The organism is Grimontia sp. SpTr1 (genome assembly GCF_947387585.1).
Taxonomy (GTDB): domain Bacteria; phylum Pseudomonadota; class Gammaproteobacteria; order Enterobacterales; family Vibrionaceae; genus Enterovibrio; species Enterovibrio indicus.
In genome coordinates this window covers 485,952-503,549 of sequence record NZ_CANDOD010000002.1, presented here as the reverse complement: position 1 = coordinate 503,549, position 17,598 = coordinate 485,952, and the positions used below count along the sequence as shown (strand labels likewise).

Sequence of the window (17,598 nt, the reverse complement as noted above, 5' to 3'; positions counted from 1 at the left end):
CCTATGTTCGATTTTTCTGACTTCTACCAACTGATTGCAAAAAACCGTCTGCAGAACTGGCTGAATGTATTGCCAGCGCAATTGACGGAGTGGCAAAACCAGCCACATGGTGATCTGCCAAAATGGATGCGCGTGCTGAAGAAGATCCCGATGGATGCGCCTTCTACGATTGACCTGAAAGACAGCGTGACCATTGGTACAGAAGACGAACTGCCGGCTGGCCAGCGCGCGAAGATTGAAAACCTGCTGCGCGCGTTCCACCCATGGCGCAAAGGTCCTTACAATGTTCATGGCATCAATATAGATACTGAGTGGCGCTCGGACTGGAAATGGGATCGTGTGCTACCGCATATCTCTCCACTGAAAGGCCGCTATGTGTTGGATGTAGGCTGCGGCAACGGCTACCACATGTGGCGCATGCTGGGTGAAGGTGCAGAGCTGACAGTAGGTATCGATCCTTCTGAGCTGTTCCTCGTTCAGTTCGAAGCGATTCGCCGAATGATGGGCAACGACCAACGTGCTCACCTACTTCCGCTGGGTATTGAAAAGCTGCCTGAGTTGAAAGCATTCGATACGGTATTCAGCATGGGTGTACTGTACCATCGTCGTTCACCACTTGATCACTTGATCCAATTGAAAAACCAATTAGTGAAAAATGGCGAACTCGTATTAGAAACGCTGGTAATTGATGGCGATGAAAACGCGGTGCTGGTGCCATTTAGTCGTTACGCACAAATGCACAATGTCTACTTCTTCCCTTCCGCGAAAGCACTGAAAGTGTGGTTGGAGAAAGTTGGCTTCGTGGACGTTCGTATTGTTGATGAGTGTGTAACCACCACTGACGAGCAGCGCACAACCGATTGGATGACACACAATTCGCTACCTGATTATCTTGACCCAAATGATCCAACAAAAACGGTTGAAGGTTATCCGGCACCCAAGCGCGCTATTTTGGTTGCACGTAACCCAGATTGAAATAACACCTTTCTGATTTAAAAAGGCAGCCCCGGCTGCCTTTTGTCGTATATTCGAATCAAATAGTTAAATTTTCCGACAACTTAGCGTCATTTCGAGCCAATTCCACCCCAAAATTAATAGTGATTTTAATCGCATAAAAATCCAATTCATTTCATTCGCATTCAAATAATTTCGAGTCAAACCCCGCCAGAAATCCAACATAATTTGTAAGTCATTGTTCGGAATATTTTGAAACATTATTTCAATTTAATCTCACATTCGTTTCGTGAATATTTAATTCGAGACACAAGCAGCATGTATTGGATGTGTCCTGTGAGATACGTACGCAAAAGGAACGAATAATGAAACTAAAAACTCTTGGCCTTATTATCCCAGCAATTTTGGCTTCTAACGCAGTAGTGGCTGCGGATGTATACAAGAATGATACTTTGACCCTTTCCGTTTCGGGTCACGTAAAAGCGAACAGCACTTCATCAAACGCTAAAACCAATGGTGTTGCCACAGCGAAAAAAGAATTTCACGTGACTTCGAGCGGCGAGGTTGCTTTCAATGCAGCTTACCAATTGAACGATGACGTTAAACTAACCGGTTCTGCTTATATCAACGGCAGTGACGGTCTGGAAGGTTTTAAACTATCAGGTTCACACACCAAATACGGTGTGCTTTCTCTGGGCGATACCGGCAGTTCTTTCGGTGCACTGGAAAAGGCGAATGGTCTGGAAATCACCAATATCTACGCGGTTAGCCAGGGCGGCGTTGGCCAGAATGGTATTCGCTACACCAAGTCCGTTGGCGACTTCGACTTCTCAGCAAACTATGAAGCGAAAGAAAGCCAGGTTAATGATGACGGCGAGAAAGACCCTTCAAACTACGCAGCATCCGTTAACTACGGCGGAAGCAACTTCTCAGTTGCAGCCGTTTATGGCTCTGATGGCGACGATGCACAATCCTATGGTGTTGGAGCAGACGTGACGTTTGGATCTCTGAAGGTAGGTGCTGCCTACGTTGACTTCCAGAACGCAGGCTCTTTGACCGTTAATGCCGATGTAGATTCGATTGAGCTGGACACACCGAACAGCGGTGAAACATACGCTTTGACCTCAATTTATACCCTCGATGATTTGGCGCTTTTTGCCACCTACCAACATGCAAAAGGTACGGCAGTGGATAAAGCGTTCGATATCGACACCTATGCGACAGGCCTGACTTACAAGGTAAGCGACAACTTCACAACTTGGGCGAACTATCAGGTGGGTGAAGGTAAAGACGGTACTGACCGTAAAGAGGGTGACGTCATTCGTTTGGGCGTGAAACTCACGTTCTAACGGATAACCCGTGGGGCAGGCCGGTCCCACATTGCACTGCTAATTTCTTTTTTATTTTTACGACTCCTTTTGTGCTATCACCTTGGTGATAGCACTTTTTTATCTGTTAGGGGCTGTTGATCTTTGGTGATGACTTTTGCAGCAGTTTGTGGGGACTTTATGCAAGGCAGAGGCTTCGACGTGTAGCTGGCCTACATGAGAAGCCGATAACGCAGCAGAAATTCCCCACAAACGCTGCCCGAAGGGTTCTGCCCTATACGTTTTATGCTTTGTTGAGGTGTATTTGCTTAGAATGACTAGGCGGCACACACCTCGCCGCGCCTAAAACGTTTAGGGCTAGAACAAAATTTAACCACCAAAGGTCAACAGCCCCTAGGCCACAGCTTGCTGATAAGGATATTTCGCGCAACCCAGCTTTGACGATATGGCTGCAGCGGCCTGAAGCAATGCTGCTTTGTAACGGTCGCAGACCTCCTGTGAGTAGCGGACAGTTGGTATATCAACTGACAACGAGGCGACCGCTCTGTTGAATCTGTCGTAGACAGGCACCGCCAAAGCGATCACCCCGGCCTCATGTTCTTCTCTATCGAACGCATACCCCTTCTTACGGACTGCTTCGAGTTTTATCATCAAGGTAGCGAAGTCTGTATCATCATCTCCACCCGTTTCTTGCCAGATCCTTTTTGTTTCAGATTCGCTCTTCTCAGCCAAAAATACGTTACCCAACGCAGCGTCAACCAACGAATGCCGGCTTCCTACGCGAACCTGAACACCAAGGCTGTGTGAAGCATCGAGTTTATGGACATACACAAAGCTGTCACCATCCTCTATTCCGAGACTCACTGCTTCTCCTGATACAGTCGCTACATTACTCATCTCAGCGTTTGCGATCTCTACTAAGTCGACGTATTCAAGCGCAGCTGCGCCCATTTCGAACAGCTTTAACGTCAGCGAGTAGTGCTCTGAATCGCCCTCCTGCGACACGATCCCTAACGTCTTCATGGTTTGGAGAAAACGATATACCGTACTTTTTGACATCATGAGTCTTTGCGCCAGCTCACTCACGCCAATGTCTTTCTGCGAACTTAATGCCTGCAAAATCGCAAAAGTTTTCAGCACTGATGAAACTGACTCGGGCTGATTGTTTAACGCCATAACACGTATACCTTTACATTCTCATTATTAGGAGCAACCGTTCGCCTCTTGAGGAGCTTGTACCCAATAGGGTTGTCAATCAAACATATCAAGCGAATGGATATTCACTATAGGCTTTCAATCATAAATAAAGTGAAACAGCGTTCCATTAGAATATTCTTTAATTTCGTCAGAGTTCACTGTTTTCGACTCAACGGTTATTTATTAACAACTTCCTTTTATAAACCGTTTATTGAAGCGTCAGGTTTAAGGCGATTAATCCCTGAAAAAATCGAGTACGAAGATAAAGAGAGTAAAGCTCTTTGCGCATGAATCGTCATCCTGAATGCAAGCATGAAAAACCATCATCAGAAATAATGAAAGGGCATTTTCCAAAGAATGAACGTAGGGGAAAGTGTCAGATAAATTAACAAGCTCAGCACTTTGGTTATGCTGCCGTGTCCGCTATCACAAGCCATTCAGAAACCACGAGCCCGGCACCGAGAGACAATTTAGGCTGGTTTATAGAAAACGTAATGAAATTCTGTTCGGATTTTTCATGCCAACAATAACAACAAAGACAATTAAATTGGCCGGCACTAATTTTTGCGACTGAAATCCCAATCATAAAGTTCGGAAAGTTTGCAACAAAACAGTATGTTCAGATTAGCGACAATCCTGACTCAGATATGACAAATCACCCTTCTCGCTTCGTTTTTTTCGGGATAAACTACACTCCTATTTTCAACGCCTTAACCACCCAGCACGGAGCTCCACATGCTAACTCGCAGCGGATTGCTGATTCTTTTCTCTGCTGTCCTCTCTGGCTGCAGCATTACATCTCAGGAACAGCACCAGCAAACCCTGAATGCAATCAGTAACATAGAGACCAACATTCAGAGTGACTACTCGTCGCTAAACCAAAGTGTTCAAACACAGCAAGAACAAATCGCAACCCTTGAACAACAGGTTGCTGATATGTCTGACACACTCAAAATCATGCGTCAGAATCAAGCCCGCGAAGCTGCGAACCGAGCTGAACCGCAAGTGGTCTACGTCGAGAAAGAAGTGCCTGTGCCACAGAAATCCGATAAAGCTGTGCTAGGTGAGCAAGAATGGGTTTGGATTGATGCTGCTGGCTCCAACTACAAGGCCCGCGTAGACACTGGCGCAACGACGTCTTCCCTGAATGCGACTGACATTCAGGAGTTTGAACGCGACGGTAAAACCTGGGTCCGCTTCAGTCTTGCACATACCCAAAATGGCGAGGGTGAGTCCGAACCGCTAGCAACGATTGAAGCACCAGTGACCCGCTGGGTGAAGATCCGTCAAGCTTCCACTGAAGGTCTTGAGCGCCGTCCTGTTGTAGAACTGCGTGTCAGACTGGGTGAACTGCATGAAAAAACGCAATTTACGCTGGCTGACCGTTCGCACATGGAATTCCCGGTTCTTCTGGGTCGTGAATTCTTTAAAGACATTGCCGTTGTTGACGTCTCTCAGTCTTACATCCATCCAAAGTTTGTTGCCGAAAAGAAATAGCGCACTGAACTACCAACCACAGTGCCAATAACGAGGAAAGAATGACTTCACGCGTTCCTTTTTATTTACTCATTAGCCTGCTGATCATCGTCGGTATGAGCATGAGTATCTACCGCCATAACGTCTACGGTGTGCCGTGGACGGCGGGACAAAAACACCAAGTGTGGGAAGTGGAAGCCCGCGTTGAATTCCAAGCCAAAGGCGAGCCAGTCAAAGTGTCACTGGCAACGCCGGATACCCAGGAAGGCTTTACCCTCATTAATGAAAACACCAGCTCACCGGGCTATGGGTTTGCATTGATCAATACCGAAGATGGCCGCAGAGCCGAGTGGAGCAAGCGCGAAGCGAGCGGGCAACAAATACTTTATTTCAAAAACCAAATGCTGGTTGATGAAAATGCCAACTACCCGACTGAGCCCCCTCTCGGTGAAGTCACCCCTGCCGTGCTTGATGGGCCAATCAAAACAGCGGCAGATGCTCTTCTCGAACAAGCCAGACAGCGCTCCGCAGACAATGTGACACTCGCGCGTGAGCTCATCAAACAGTTCAACGACAAAGAAAGCCAAAACGCAGCACTCCTTACCAAAGAGATGAGCAAGGCGGACGCTATTGTGGCTATTTTGTCGTTGGAAGGCATCCACGCCCGCGTTGTTGGTGCTTTGCAGCTGGAAGACGGACGTCGTCGACAAAGCGTTGTTCCAATGGTCGAGATTTGGAATAACGAAGAGTGGCAATTGTTTAACCTAGATACCGGAACAGAAGACTCTTTCGACAATCTATTGATCTGGAATCAAAAAGGCACGCCTTTACTTGAAGTCATGGGTGGCACTAACAGCCAGGTCAGCTTCTCCATCATCGCGCAGGATATCAGCCCTCAACAGGCAACCGACGAGAAAATACAGGCCGAAAGTCTGTTGAATTTCTCTATTCACAGTCTGCCTATTGAAGAACAGGCGATGTTCAAAACCATTATGTTGATCCCAATCGGTGCCCTGATTGTGGTATTGCTACGCGTGCTGGTTGGTCTGAAAACCTCCGGTACCTTCATGCCCGTGCTGATCGCAGTTGCCTTTGTTCAAACGCAGTTAGTACCAGGCCTGGTGGGCTTCCTGTTGATTGTTGGTACCGGTCTGATTATCAGAAGTTACCTATCAAGGCTTAATCTACTCCTTGTCGCGAGGATATCTGCCGTGATCATCACGGTGATCATGATTATCTCTGTCTTTACGGTCGTCGCGTTCAAGATTGGATTGGTTGAAGGCCTGACAATCACCTTCTTCCCAATGATTATCCTTTCCTGGACCATCGAACGTATGTCGATTCTTTGGGAAGAAGAAGGTGCGAAGCAGGTACTCATTCAAGGTGGTGGCTCGCTGTTGACTGCCGTGTTGGTTTACCTCGCCATGACCAATGAATTTGTCCGTCATATCACCTTTAACTTCGTTGGCATTCAACTCGTGATTCTGGCATTGATCCTAATGCTGGGTAACTACACTGGCTACCGCCTGAGCGAATTGAAGCGATTCAAGCCGTTGGTGAAGGACTAAGGCATGCTGGATTTCCTAAAGAAATACACATCGCCTTTTAAGCTGCACAATGCTGGCATCATGGGAATGAACCGCCGGAATATCAGCTATATCGGCCGATATAACAAACGTAGTTTGTTTCCGTTGGTGGATAACAAGCTGAAAACCAAGCAAATTGCCCAACGTGCTGGTGCAACGGTTCCAGAACTGATTGGCGTCATCAACGAACAGCACCAAGTTGCCTCCGTCCACGAGATGGTTAAAGACTGGCCGGGCTTTGTGATAAAGCCAGCCCAAGGCTCAGGCGGTAAAGGTATTCTGGTGGTAACCTCAAACAAAGATGGCGTTTATAAAAAGCCATCTGGCTCCGAGGTCAGTAAAGAAGAAGTCGAACGCCACATCACCAACACCCTAGCGGGATTATTCTCGCTGGGTGGTAAGAACGATGTCGCTGTCGTAGAAAACCTTATCCAGTTCGATGACGTGTTTGATGGTTTCAGCTACGAAGGCGTGCCGGATATCCGCGTTATCGTCTTTAAAGGTTACCCTGTGATGGCGATGATGCGTCTTTCTACTGCAGCTTCCGATGGTAAAGCGAACCTTCACCAAGGTGCGGTTGGTGTCGGTATTGATATCGCGACGGGTAAGGCATTGCGTGCCGTGCAGTTCAACCGCCCTATTGAGCATCATCCTGATACAGGCCGTCTGCTGAGTGAACTTCAGGTGCCTCATTGGGAGCTATTATTGACTCTCGCTGCAAGCGCGTGGGAAATGACAGGCCTTGGCTATCTCGGCACCGATATGGTGCTCGACAAAGAAAAAGGCCCAATGGTGCTGGAGCTCAATGCCCGTCCTGGTCTGGCGATTCAAATCGCTAACGGCTGCGGATTACTGCCAAGACTTCGTCATATCGAAGCCATGGGAGAAACAGCGCATCTCACAACTCCGGAAGAACGTGTGGCTTACGCCGCGAAAAATTTTTCAGGCACCTACACGCCCGGACATTAAATTCAAACAAGATAATTCAATCGGGCTTCGGCCCGATTTTTATTTCAGGCAACGACTCCCCCTTTCCCATTCCCATCTAGTTTCAGTAAGCTAGGGTTATTGACCCCAAAGGAACACTGAGAATGGACGCATCAACCCACCAATTTGATTTTGATAAAGAAGTCGACCGCACAAAAAGCCATAGCGACAAATGGGACAAATACAAAGGTCAGGATATCCTGCCAATGTGGGTGGCAGACAGTGATTTCCAATCCCCACCAGCGGTAATCGAAGCACTCCAAGAACGCGTATCACACGGCGTGTTTGGTTATACCCATGCGTCAGATACCTTGACTGAGATTTTCGTCGCCCGCATGAAATCCCGCTACAACTGGGACATTCAACCTGAGTGGGTAGTCTATCTTCCGGGCTTGGTATGCGGACTCAACATCGCCGCCCGAGCTTTAACGGATGAAGGCCAAACCATTATTAGCCCTAGCCCAATCTATCCACCTTTCATTTCTTCAGCCAAGTTTGCTGAACGCCCTTTAGTGAAAGCCACAGTGAAGCTGACAGATGGCCGCTGGATGCCGGATTTGGAAGAAGCAGGGGAACAACTCTCGGGTAAAGGTGGTTTACTGCAAATGTGTAACCCTCTGAACCCGGGTGGGACGGTTTATACCCGCGAAGAGTTGGAAGCGACGCTAGTGTTTGCGGAAAAACATGATTTGTTTGTGTGTTCCGACGAGATCCATTGCGACCTGATTCTGGATGGTGACAAGCAACATATTCCCTTTGCGAGTATCAGTGAAAGTGCCGAGCGGCGCAGCGTGACGCTCATGGCACCGAGCAAAACCTTCAACATCGCTGGCCTTGGAGCGTCTATCGCTATCATTCCCAATGCGAAGCTTCGCCAGCGTTTTAGCAAGATAAAGCGAGGTATCGTGCCGGGCGTTAATGTGCTGGCTTTCACCGCTGCCGAAGCAGCTTATCAACATGGCGAAGCTTGGCTGCAAGAGCAACTTTGCTATCTCGCAGGTCACCGCGATTACCTGATGCAGGAAATCAATGCCTTGCCCGGTATGAAGCTGGAACACATCGAAGCCACTTACCTTGCCTGGATTGATTGCAGTGAACTGCCCGTCGATAACGCTCATCGTTTCTTTGAGGAAGCAGGCGTGGGTCTTTCACCTGGGCTTGATTTTGGTAACCGTAAGTTCGTCAGACTGAACTTCGGGTGTACCCATAAAACGCTGGAAGAAGCCGTTCGTAGAATGAAAGCTGCAGTCAGCTCGTTGGCTTAACGGCTTTAGACCAAAGAAAAACAGCGCCAAAAGGCGCTGTTTTTGTCTTTTCGTTTAACCTAATTAACGCTTGGTACGAAAACCTCGGTGACACGCTTTACAGGAGCGGTCGGCACTTTTGATTGCGGCTTCCAGAGCATCATCATCTTGCGCTACGGCTGCATCAGCCATTGAAACAAAGCTGGTTTGCAGGCCATCAAGGCCAGATTCAAACTTATCCCACTTCGTCCAAACTGCTGGCTTACTACGGCTGTCAAAGCTACTGCCTTCCGGGAACATTCCTTTAAGTGCGCCGACTGTGTCGGCATTTTTGATTGCCAGATTGCGGATGGTTTCCCAATCCGAGTCACTGCCATCTTCGGCTTTCTTCAAGCTTTTGAATGTGTCTGCAATAGAGAGGAAGTTTTGCTGGCGATTATCAATCACTTCAGAAAAATCCTGCGCCATCGCTGCACCAGACACCATCAGCAGAGCACTGACCAACCCGATTGCTTTACTTCTTGTTGCAATTCTTTTCACGACTTTATCCCTGTAATGCTGTTGAATCGACGAATAACATCATAAAACCTAACAATTTTATGGATATTTCTGTTAAAACTCGACAGAAAAATTGTAACGTTTCGCGTTAAACTCCAAGCCTACATTTTCTGGGAAAATCAGGAACAAATCATGAAGATATGGGACGCACCGACCCGCGTTTATCATTGGCTCCAAGCCGTATTGTTTACGGCGATGTGCGTGACCGGGTTTCTTCAAGAAGGTCCGCACCTGACCATTGGCCTCGCGCTCGCTGCATTGCTGGTTTGGCGGATACTGTGGGGTTTAGTCGGTAGCAAGACCAGCCGATTCCTGCATTTTGTAAAATCACCGCGTTCAGCTGTGAACTACCTCCTTGGTAAAGAGGAGCATGACGGTGTCGGTCATAACCCTGCCGGCGGACTCATGGTTATTATCATGCTGTCATTGTTGGTGTTTCAGTGTTTTATCGGGATGGCCCAAGCGGGGTATTTTGACGATTACATCAGCGACGAAAGCTGGCTGTATGACATCGACCTTCTGGCTACTCTCCACCTTTATGGCGCGTATTTGTTGATGGGATTAGTTGGTGTGCACCTAGCAGCAATAGCCATTTACAGCGCAAAAGGAAAATCATTGGTGAAAGCGATGATTACGGGACGGCAAGCGCAATTGCAACCGACTTCCCTGTTCTTCAGGTCGAACAAACGAGCGGGAGCGATACTGCTTGGGATAGGTGGATTTCTGACTTACTTCGTTTCTGGATAACCCAAAAAAGAACAGCGCTCAACAGGCGCTGTTCTTTTATTTCGACTATTCACCATCTAACACCACGCATACTTCAAGTTTCCTATCTGCTATCGCTCTCTCATTTTCAGCCTCATAAGACACTGATCTATAGCGATATGTGATTGCCTTCTCAGTCGAATCAAGATGCAACATTTCTCCAGTAAAGGGCTTATTTGTCCAATATATTAAGCAAAATGCCGGGCGCATAATCAGACCAACTCAAAACACAAATCTAATAACTCGAACTTAAAGGTCTGAATCATGAAAACGAATCTTGCTGAACTAAAACGGCACCTTCTCACCGGCACCAGCCACATGCTTCCATTCGTTGTTGCAGGTGGTGTTCTGCTGGCTCTGTCGGTAATGCTGAACGGTAAAGGTGCAGTGCCAGAAGGTGTATTCCTTGAAGGTCTGTGGGACATGGGTATCGCAGGTTTCACCCTGTTTGTACCGGTTTTGGGTGGCTACATTGCTTACTCTATCGCTGACCGTCCTGCTCTGGCTCCGGGTATGATTGGTGCTTACCTGGCTAACCAGGTTCAAGCCGGCTTCCTTGGCGCTATCGTGGTGGGTTTCATCGCCGGTTACGTCGTTCTGCAACTGAAGCGCATCCCTCTTTCCAACAAGCTTAAAGCGCTGTCTACCTACTTCATTATCCCTATCGGCGGTACCTTCATCGTGTCTGCACTGGTGGTATGGGTGATCGGTCAACCAATCGCGGCATTCATGGCATTCATGAACGAAGGTCTGCAATCCATGGCTGGCGCTTCTAAAGCGATTCTGGGTGCGGTACTGGGCGGTATGACAGCATTCGATATGGGCGGTCCAATCAACAAAGTTGCCACCCTGTTCGCACAAACTCAGGTAGGTACACAACCATGGCTGATGGGTGGTGTTGGTGTTGCTATCTGTGTTCCACCACTGGGTATGGCACTGGCAACTTTCCTAGCGCCTAAGAAGTACTCTGCGGAAGAACAAGAAGCGGGTAAAGCGGCGGCAATCATGGGCTGTATCGGTATCACTGAAGGTGCCATCCCATTCGCTGCAAACGACCCAGCGCGCGTGATTCCAGCCATCGTGGCAGGCGGCATGGTCGGTAACATTGTGGCCTTTATGGCGGGTGTTCTGAACCACGCACCATGGGGTGGTCTGATTGTCCTCCCGGTTGTCGAAGGTCGAATGATGTATGTCGTCGCGGTCATCGCCGGTGCAGCAACCACAGCACTGATTGTGAACGCACTGAAGAAACCTGTCGCTGACCGCGAAGAAGAAAAACAAGCACAAACCGAAGAACTGGAACTGTCCTTCGATTAACGAACAAAGCAATAAGAAATACATAGGTAAATGAATATGAAATTGATTGGTGTAACTTCTTGCCCTTCTGGCGTAGCACACACTTACATGGCAGCCGAAGCACTGGAAACAGCAGCAAAAGCAAAAGGCTGGGACGCGAAGATTGAAACCCAAGGCGCGATTGGTATCGAAAACGAACTGACCGCTGCTGAAATCGAAGCTGCTGATGTGGTGGTCCTGACAAAAGACATCGCTATCAAGAAAGAAGAGCGCTTCGCGGGTAAGAAAATTGTTCGAGTCACTGTAACTCAAGCGGCAAAACAAGCCCCTGAAATTATCGCCAAGCTGGAGAGCATGCTGGCGCAAGCGTAAGTAAAAACAAACCGCGGTAAGGTTCCCCTGCCGCGGTTTTCCCGTTCAGGCTCGTAAGGCAAATCCTTTTAAATCCCCTTTTCCACGCTTTACGCTTCGTTTTGGAAGGCTCCATTCATGCAACACAATATCGCCGCTTCCCTTAGCAACTTTCATGGCACACTTGCCAAGGTATGTTGCAGTGAAAACACCCCGCCAGAAGGCGCGTACCAGGTAAACTTCAATCGTCTGGAAGTGATTCTAGAAGGGAAATACGACCTGATCGTGGATTCAAGAAACGGCGAGAAGACGCTGGCATTGCAACAAGGAGAGATGGTCTACATCCCTTCCAATGCCTGGAGCAAACCCACTTGGGAAAACAGCTGCAAGATGATGTCGATTCTCTTCGGCAAGCATCAGGTTGGCTTTAGCTTCGTGCATTTTGATGAAAACGAAGGCTACGTCGATGTGCAAAAACACGCCATGCCTCTCCCCACCTCGATGGCCGTCGAACATGTTCTGGATGCTCTCAACAGCATGACCGATGAAAGCCGTTCAGTCGTGATGGCAGACCACCTCACCAATGCGTTGTTGGTTTACTGCAATGAACTGCTGCAAGGCCCACAGCAAGAGAAAGTCAGCCGTGGCGAGAAGCTTTACCGAAGCATGTGTATTTACGTGCAGGAAAACTTCCACAAAGACATCACCCGCGTTTCCGTCGCCAGCCGTTTTGGTGTTTCCTCTGCGCATGTCTCCCGTTTGTTCAATCAGGAAGGCTCAGTGAAATACGCCGATTACGTCACCTACGTCCGGCTCGACCGCGCCAAATTTATGCTCAAGAAGTACAACTTTAAAGTGGACGAAATTGCCCACCGTTGCGGATTTAAAGACACCAATTACTTTTGCCGGGTGTTTAAGCAGAAGACGGGGAAGACACCGAGTGAGTATCGGTTAGGGGCCGTATAGCGTTCCGGCAACACTTTTTAGAAAAAGCGATTCCAACCACGAACCACGCCATTCTCGAAAGCCTTCGATAAAAACCGAAGGCGTCGTAAGCGACTTTGACCAATCCTAGTCAGAGCATTCGTTTTTAAAACGTTTTTGCCCAAATTGAGTTAGCGTTTCGACCATTTGAGTGCTCGAATCATCCCACAAAGCCTGAATTTTTCTTATGCATTTCCGCTGTATAAAAATACAGGGATATGTATATAGTAAAAATGTGAACGCTTTAAATTCGGGACGCCCGATTTCTCACTTTTGGACCACAAGCCAATAAGCTAATCCACTGATTCTACTAAGCTGTATGATAAAGTGTCTTAAGTGTACGCGGACTAATCGGGCGTCTCGATTTTGTACTAAACGGGCTTTATGCCCGCTAATAAGTTGTTATGTTTCATGGAGGAAAACTTGAAAGCTCTATCAGTAGTTGAGCCGTGGGGAACAATGATCGCCAATGGATTAAAGTCATTGGAAATTAGATCATGGAGTCCAGAGCTACTACCAATGCTAAATGTTGCTTTGGTTCAAAATAACACACGTCTAACGAGAGACGGTGACGAAGATGTTGATGGTCGAGTTGTGGCTATTGTTGATATTGTCGCAAGTGAACCATGGGTAAAAGAGGACTGCAAACATTCAGGCTGTGATGAGTCAGAGTTTGAAGAGGGCTGGTTGGCATGGAAGTTAAAAAATATCAGAAAGCTAGATAACCCAGTGAGTGCAATAGCAAAACGTAAATTCTACGATTTGACAGATTCTGAGGCTATTGCCGTCAAACGTGAGTTAGAAACATAACAAATTGTTCAAGAGTGATTCGGCACGCGTGGCATTTTTACTATGCGTTGGTTTTAGTGGTTAAGGTGTTATGCGGAAGCTTGGGTATTGCGTGCCTCACACCTTAACAAGGCGTTAGGTGAACCATGAAATACGAAACATTGGCATTACAAGCAATCAAGGACTCTTCTGGTACTGAAATAGGAGAAGAAGGTGTTGACTTATTTGTAGCCCACCATTTGGAAGAGTTGCCGACAAGTTATTGGGTAGAGCTACTGGGAACAGAATCGCCATCGAGTGAGCAAGTCATTGGCCTACTTATACTTCGCAGTAAATGGGAAGATGAAGAAGTATATGACTTTACTCTCCCTGGAGAAGTTACAGATTATGTTGTCAGCGTAACATTCGATGAGGAAGGCAAAGTTGAGAGTATTGAGATGGAAAGCTAGTTGTTCACCTAACAAAGGCCATCAACGGGACGCTTTGTCACTGCGGAAGCTTCTCAAAGTGCTGTGAATACAAGAGATTAAAGCTGTTTGGTCGGTTTGGTAAGCGCCCGTTATTGCAACGTTATGTAAAACGGAGTTGAAATGCTTAATGAAGTTAAACCCTAAAAAGTTTTTCCGAATAGCCTTTCCTTTAATTCTGATTGGGTTTACAGGCTTCCTTCTCGATACCGTGTATGAAGTAATATCCGGTAGAGGCCATGAATATTATATATCGGGTGTAGGTCATAGATTGACACCTTCTGGTGTGTTGGTTCTTTTGTCAGTTATACCTTTTGTACTATTGATAGGCTGGTACGCCAGATATCGTGCAGATAAAGAGGAAAAGGACTTCGAGAAGAAGTACGGCTCAAAAAGAAAAAAAAGATAGCCTTCTTAGCTTCGATTAGTTTTTACATAACAAGGCCATGAAACATCGCGCCCTTCGGGCGCTGGACTCGCAAAAAACGCGCTCGCCGTTTATGGCAGCGTTATGTGCAAAGAGAGAATTATGTATAAATCCATTCCAAATAGAGAACTTCTGAACTCAGGGAAGTATTCAAATATGTTTCGGGAGGTTGGTGTTTCTGACTTTCATGAGGCCTGTGAATATGTATGGAAGCTTCCTTATGGGAGGACGAGTGATCGATCGAATTGGGATTTGGTACTTTCTGAAGGAAAAGGTGCTTGTAGTACCAAGCATGCACTGTTGAAGGCTTTGTCGAACGAGCTGGCTTTAGATATTGATCTTATTGTTGGCATTTATCTCATGCACGAGAATAATACTCCAGGTGTTGGGGATGTTCTAAGTGAATATGGATTAGCATACATACCTGAGGCACACTGCTATCTGCGGTTTAGTGGAAGTAGGATCGACTTGACTAGACATGGAGCTCAGGCTGAAGAGGAAATCGCTGAATTTCTGACTGAGAAAGTTATTGAACCTCAGGGAATAGGAGCTGAGAAGCAGGAATATCATAGAGAGTACGTGCGCAGAGAATTTGGTGAGGCTGAATTTGATAGGGTATGGAGCGCTCGCGAAGAGTGTATTTCGGCAATTAGCACATAACAATCAAAGGCAAAGCGACGCGTAAACGCGCGCTTGCTTTGGGCGTTAGGGCTCTAGGAGGTCAATATTAGAATTTCGACAAAGCAATTATTCCTTGGTTATTTGAAGCAACTGAGCGTTATCGTAGATAAAGTACAAAATGATGTATTCTCTGAATCCTTATCTGACGGCATGTTTTCTCTTGAGTTAAACGCACAAGTTGCAGCTAATTTTTTGTTGAGAGGTTATTGCCCATTGGTAGGTGCTGATTCAGCGTCGTATAAACTCGTTGGCTCGGGGAAAGATTCTGTCTCTAAGATGCTAGAAAAGGTTAGGACACATCTCGAGTCAATGCCTGATGTGGAGAATTTTGATGACAATAAATCAATTTCTGATTCCGCCGGTTTTTCAGAAGTGTCACTCCCTCAAAGCAGCTTCATCTTAGAATACATAATCCCCAACTATATGTTCCACGTCAGTATGGTGTATGCAATTGCTAGGAAAAATGGTGTTCCGCTCAGCAAAGGTGATTTTGATGGCTTGCATAGCTATCCAATGGGTTTTAGGTTCAAGCCCTAACAAACTGCTCAAGGCGGACTATCAACGCTCGGCAATTTGGGCTCTAGTTTGGTAAAGTGTTTACGGCGGCTAGTTTAAGTATCGTGTAATGCGTTGCTAGCCACTTAGCAGGGCGTTAGGCTTACAGGGGAAACTATGAAAATATTATATTCAGGTGGTCTTCAGGTTCGCTCTCATGATGCACAAGAACGCTTGCTAAATGTTAATACCTTTTTAGAAGGTGAATTTGCTCTCCACAACTTGTATCGAGAAGTTAAAGCAAGCGATTTTCCGATTGCTCAGGATTGCTTTGGCGATCAATTCCTTATTCGAGATAACTTGGTAGTTAAGTTGAATGCTGAAACTGGTGAGATTGATGAATTTGGTTGTACTTGGGAGCAGTTTTTGGCTTGGGTAGAAGAGGACCCAATTGAAAGATTGAATATTCCAAGCGATTTGGAGCTAAAGGTTGGTCAGCTGCTATTCGTTTATCCGCCTTTCTGTACTGTTGAAAGCAACAATGCATCAATAAAAGCAATTGATGGTATTGAGCTAATCAGCTTTCACGCAGATTTTGCAAGGCAGATAAATGGAGAACGTTAAGCCTAACAAATAAGAAGAAGTGTTGAGCAGCCGACCCTTAAAATCCATTCTTTGCCCAAACTCAACTTATCCGAAGTGAGCTGCTACGGGTACAACCCCTAACCCACAATTGTCCAAAATTCAGCTAGCCAATATCCTACACACCTGCGATCGGCTATAGCCGATCGACCATGCTGACAACGCCTTTCCCAATCATGCGCTTGAACGGCAGAACGTGCCAGCTTGGTAATTTGCTTCGGAGTTAAAGTTTGGCTGAGTGCTGCAGGCTATTAGGGCAAGACCGGTTAACATCAACCAGCCAAACTTCATGGTTTTCCTAATCAGAAAGATTGGCACTTATTCTGGCAGAACAACGGGCTAATTGAGGAAACTCAAGCAGAGATACCAATCTGTTTATGTTCATTAGCAACCCAACTCTCAATCATTGAGGCGAACATTTGCGGTTGATCTGCCCATGAAAAGTGACCTGCTTCGGGGAGAATATGTAGTTTACTATTCGGTAATGCTGCATGGATACGTTCTGCATTACTCACATCAAATAACACATCTAATTCCCCCCAAAATACTAATGTTGGGATCTGAATTTCACTTAGACGTGCCGCAATTGCTTCTGACTTTGCATAAAAATCTTTAAACCAATGTATGACTTCAGGCGCCCTACCCGCATAGGCTCTCTTATAATCGTCAATTTCAACGGCGCTGGCTTGATGCCGCACAGCACCAATCTTGGCAGAATACGCTATCAGTGGACCAGCACCTAGCAGTGCGCTAGTGGCTCGCATGAAACCAAACTTGGCCAGCATACCGATCATAAAACCAAGCTCTACTGGGTTGGGGTTACCGATACTGTGGCCTATCACCATACTGGTTAATCTGTGTTCGTGGTCGAGCACATAACTAAGGGCAGAGGCCATTCCTACATCAGGAGCGACAAGGTGAATGTCGTTCAGTTCAAGAGCGTCAAAGATTGCAGCGAGGTGATTTCCTTGTGCGGTTGGCGTCATATCATGACGGTCACCTTCAGAGCCTCCAAAACCGGGTAAATCTATTGCGATTACTCTGAAATTGGCAGTGAGCGATTCCCAAGAACCGGCAAAATTGAGGATACTAGCCGGAAATGGGCTGAGCAGAACAACTGTTGGTGCGTCAACGGGACCTGCTTCTGCCAAGCGAATTTTTCGCCCAGCAATAGTTCGTATTTCCAGCGGTATATTGACAACAGGGTTTTCAAAAGACTGCGCTCTCTTTTGAGCGGCTTTCACTTTAGGCCATTCCGGAGAGACGAGCAGCAGTGAGGCAGCATTGAGCCTGTCAAACAGATTTAGTTTCTTCATTTCTCATCCTTGAGTAATTTGGTCTGCACCATGAGCCTTGAACGCAGTGTTAGGC

At 46.9% G+C, this 17,598-nt stretch carries 18 protein-coding genes; 15 read left to right on the top strand and 3 right to left on the bottom strand.

The window, feature by feature from the left end; genetic code table 11:
- The first annotated feature begins 3 nt into the window (after positions 1–3).
- Together cmoB and QL223_RS06480 are read left to right on the top strand one after the other, a co-directional pair.
- Positions 4–975 carry a tRNA 5-methoxyuridine(34)/uridine 5-oxyacetic acid(34) synthase CmoB gene (gene cmoB, locus QL223_RS06485; RefSeq protein WP_002538502.1) on the top strand — a complete coding sequence of 324 codons (972 nt, stop codon included), beginning with the start codon at positions 4–6 and terminating at the stop codon, positions 973–975.
- 344 nt (positions 976–1,319) lie between these two features.
- Positions 1,320–2,303: a porin gene (locus QL223_RS06480; protein WP_281544239.1), complete on the top strand. Its 984-nt coding sequence runs from the start codon at positions 1,320–1,322 to the stop codon at positions 2,301–2,303.
- A 372-nt stretch (positions 2,304–2,675) separates the two neighbouring features.
- Here the strand turns inward: QL223_RS06480 and kdgR are convergent, their stop codons facing one another.
- A complete protein-coding gene (gene kdgR / locus QL223_RS06475) occupies positions 2,676–3,458 on the bottom strand; it encodes a DNA-binding transcriptional regulator KdgR (protein ID WP_281544238.1) in 783 nt (260 codons plus the stop codon).
- A gap of 756 nt (positions 3,459–4,214) precedes the next feature.
- Between kdgR and QL223_RS06470 the strand changes: the two genes are divergently transcribed.
- The 4 genes from QL223_RS06470 (at position 4,215) to QL223_RS06455 (ending at position 8,793) form a co-directional block, all read left to right on the top strand.
- Positions 4,215–4,976, top strand: a complete 762-nt coding sequence (locus tag QL223_RS06470) for a RimK/LysX family protein (RefSeq protein ID WP_002538505.1) — start codon at positions 4,215–4,217, stop codon at positions 4,974–4,976.
- Between the two features lie 41 nt (positions 4,977–5,017).
- Positions 5,018–6,523: an inactive transglutaminase family protein gene (locus QL223_RS06465; RefSeq protein ID WP_002538507.1), complete on the top strand. Its 1,506-nt coding sequence runs from the start codon at positions 5,018–5,020 to the stop codon at positions 6,521–6,523.
- A gap of 3 nt (positions 6,524–6,526) precedes the next feature.
- Positions 6,527–7,510: an alpha-L-glutamate ligase-like protein gene (locus tag QL223_RS06460; RefSeq protein WP_002538509.1), complete on the top strand. Its 984-nt coding sequence runs from the start codon at positions 6,527–6,529 to the stop codon at positions 7,508–7,510.
- 122 nt (positions 7,511–7,632) lie between these two features.
- Entirely contained in the window at positions 7,633–8,793 is a 1,161-nt protein-coding gene (locus QL223_RS06455; protein ID WP_281544237.1) for a PatB family C-S lyase, read from the top strand.
- 63 nt (positions 8,794–8,856) lie between these two features.
- Here QL223_RS06455 and QL223_RS06450 read toward each other — a convergent pair whose 3' ends face one another.
- A complete protein-coding gene (locus tag QL223_RS06450; RefSeq protein ID WP_002538511.1) occupies positions 8,857–9,312 on the bottom strand; it encodes a cytochrome c in 456 nt (151 codons plus the stop codon).
- A gap of 150 nt (positions 9,313–9,462) precedes the next feature.
- Between QL223_RS06450 and QL223_RS06445 the strand changes: the two genes are divergently transcribed.
- From QL223_RS06445 to QL223_RS06400, 9 genes are all read left to right on the top strand, one after another.
- Positions 9,463–10,077: a cytochrome b/b6 domain-containing protein gene (locus QL223_RS06445; RefSeq protein ID WP_002538513.1), complete on the top strand. Its 615-nt coding sequence runs from the start codon at positions 9,463–9,465 to the stop codon at positions 10,075–10,077.
- 282 nt (positions 10,078–10,359) lie between these two features.
- The gene (locus QL223_RS06440; RefSeq protein WP_039849952.1) at positions 10,360–11,412 is read left to right on the top strand and encodes a PTS fructose transporter subunit EIIC; all 1,053 of its coding nucleotides are present in this window, start codon (positions 10,360–10,362) and stop codon (positions 11,410–11,412) included.
- 36 nt (positions 11,413–11,448) lie between these two features.
- On the top strand, positions 11,449–11,763 hold the full coding sequence (locus QL223_RS06435; protein WP_039849953.1) for a PTS fructose-like transporter subunit IIB: 315 nt from the start codon (positions 11,449–11,451) through the stop codon (positions 11,761–11,763).
- Between the two features lie 117 nt (positions 11,764–11,880).
- On the top strand, positions 11,881–12,708 hold the full coding sequence (locus QL223_RS06430) for an AraC family transcriptional regulator (RefSeq protein WP_281544236.1): 828 nt from the start codon (positions 11,881–11,883) through the stop codon (positions 12,706–12,708).
- A gap of 441 nt (positions 12,709–13,149) precedes the next feature.
- Positions 13,150–13,536 carry an ASCH domain-containing protein gene (locus tag QL223_RS06425; protein ID WP_281544235.1) on the top strand — a complete coding sequence of 129 codons (387 nt, stop codon included), beginning with the start codon at positions 13,150–13,152 and terminating at the stop codon, positions 13,534–13,536.
- A 125-nt stretch (positions 13,537–13,661) separates the two neighbouring features.
- On the top strand, positions 13,662–13,964 hold the full coding sequence (locus tag QL223_RS06415; RefSeq protein ID WP_281544234.1) for a DUF2004 domain-containing protein: 303 nt from the start codon (positions 13,662–13,664) through the stop codon (positions 13,962–13,964).
- Between the two features lie 547 nt (positions 13,965–14,511).
- Positions 14,512–15,069, top strand: coding sequence for a hypothetical protein (locus QL223_RS06410; protein WP_039849954.1), 558 nt, complete (start codon positions 14,512–14,514; stop codon positions 15,067–15,069).
- A 102-nt stretch (positions 15,070–15,171) separates the two neighbouring features.
- On the top strand, positions 15,172–15,627 hold the full coding sequence (locus QL223_RS06405) for a DUF1993 family protein (RefSeq protein WP_083939882.1): 456 nt from the start codon (positions 15,172–15,174) through the stop codon (positions 15,625–15,627).
- Positions 15,628–15,762: 135 nt separating this feature from the next.
- Positions 15,763–16,209, top strand: coding sequence for a hypothetical protein (locus QL223_RS06400; RefSeq protein ID WP_002538519.1), 447 nt, complete (start codon positions 15,763–15,765; stop codon positions 16,207–16,209).
- Between the two features lie 371 nt (positions 16,210–16,580).
- Here the strand turns inward: QL223_RS06400 and QL223_RS06395 are convergent, their stop codons facing one another.
- Positions 16,581–17,543 carry an alpha/beta hydrolase gene (locus QL223_RS06395; RefSeq protein ID WP_281544233.1) on the bottom strand — a complete coding sequence of 321 codons (963 nt, stop codon included), beginning with the start codon at positions 17,541–17,543 and terminating at the stop codon, positions 16,581–16,583.
- Positions 17,544–17,598: the final 55 nt, after the last annotated feature.

Excerpts from the sequence above, each read along its gene's own strand:
- cmoB (WP_002538502.1), top strand. The coding sequence starts at position 4 with ATGTTCGATTTTTCTGACTTCTACCAACTGATTGCAAAAAACCGTCTG.
- QL223_RS06480 (WP_281544239.1), top strand. The coding sequence starts at position 1,320 with ATGAAACTAAAAACTCTTGGCCTTATTATCCCAGCAATTTTGGCTTCT.
- kdgR (WP_281544238.1), bottom strand. The coding sequence starts at position 3,458 with ATGGCGTTAAACAATCAGCCCGAGTCAGTTTCATCAGTGCTGAAAACT.
- QL223_RS06470 (WP_002538505.1), top strand. The coding sequence starts at position 4,215 with ATGCTAACTCGCAGCGGATTGCTGATTCTTTTCTCTGCTGTCCTCTCT.
- QL223_RS06465 (WP_002538507.1), top strand. The coding sequence starts at position 5,018 with ATGACTTCACGCGTTCCTTTTTATTTACTCATTAGCCTGCTGATCATC.
- QL223_RS06460 (WP_002538509.1), top strand. The coding sequence starts at position 6,527 with ATGCTGGATTTCCTAAAGAAATACACATCGCCTTTTAAGCTGCACAAT.
- QL223_RS06455 (WP_281544237.1), top strand. The coding sequence starts at position 7,633 with ATGGACGCATCAACCCACCAATTTGATTTTGATAAAGAAGTCGACCGC.
- QL223_RS06445 (WP_002538513.1), top strand. The coding sequence starts at position 9,463 with ATGAAGATATGGGACGCACCGACCCGCGTTTATCATTGGCTCCAAGCC.
- QL223_RS06440 (WP_039849952.1), top strand. The coding sequence starts at position 10,360 with ATGAAAACGAATCTTGCTGAACTAAAACGGCACCTTCTCACCGGCACC.
- QL223_RS06435 (WP_039849953.1), top strand. The coding sequence starts at position 11,449 with ATGAAATTGATTGGTGTAACTTCTTGCCCTTCTGGCGTAGCACACACT.
- QL223_RS06430 (WP_281544236.1), top strand. The coding sequence starts at position 11,881 with ATGCAACACAATATCGCCGCTTCCCTTAGCAACTTTCATGGCACACTT.
- QL223_RS06415 (WP_281544234.1), top strand. The coding sequence starts at position 13,662 with ATGAAATACGAAACATTGGCATTACAAGCAATCAAGGACTCTTCTGGT.
- QL223_RS06410 (WP_039849954.1), top strand. The coding sequence starts at position 14,512 with ATGTATAAATCCATTCCAAATAGAGAACTTCTGAACTCAGGGAAGTAT.
- QL223_RS06400 (WP_002538519.1), top strand. The coding sequence starts at position 15,763 with ATGAAAATATTATATTCAGGTGGTCTTCAGGTTCGCTCTCATGATGCA.
- QL223_RS06395 (WP_281544233.1), bottom strand. The coding sequence starts at position 17,543 with ATGAAGAAACTAAATCTGTTTGACAGGCTCAATGCTGCCTCACTGCTG.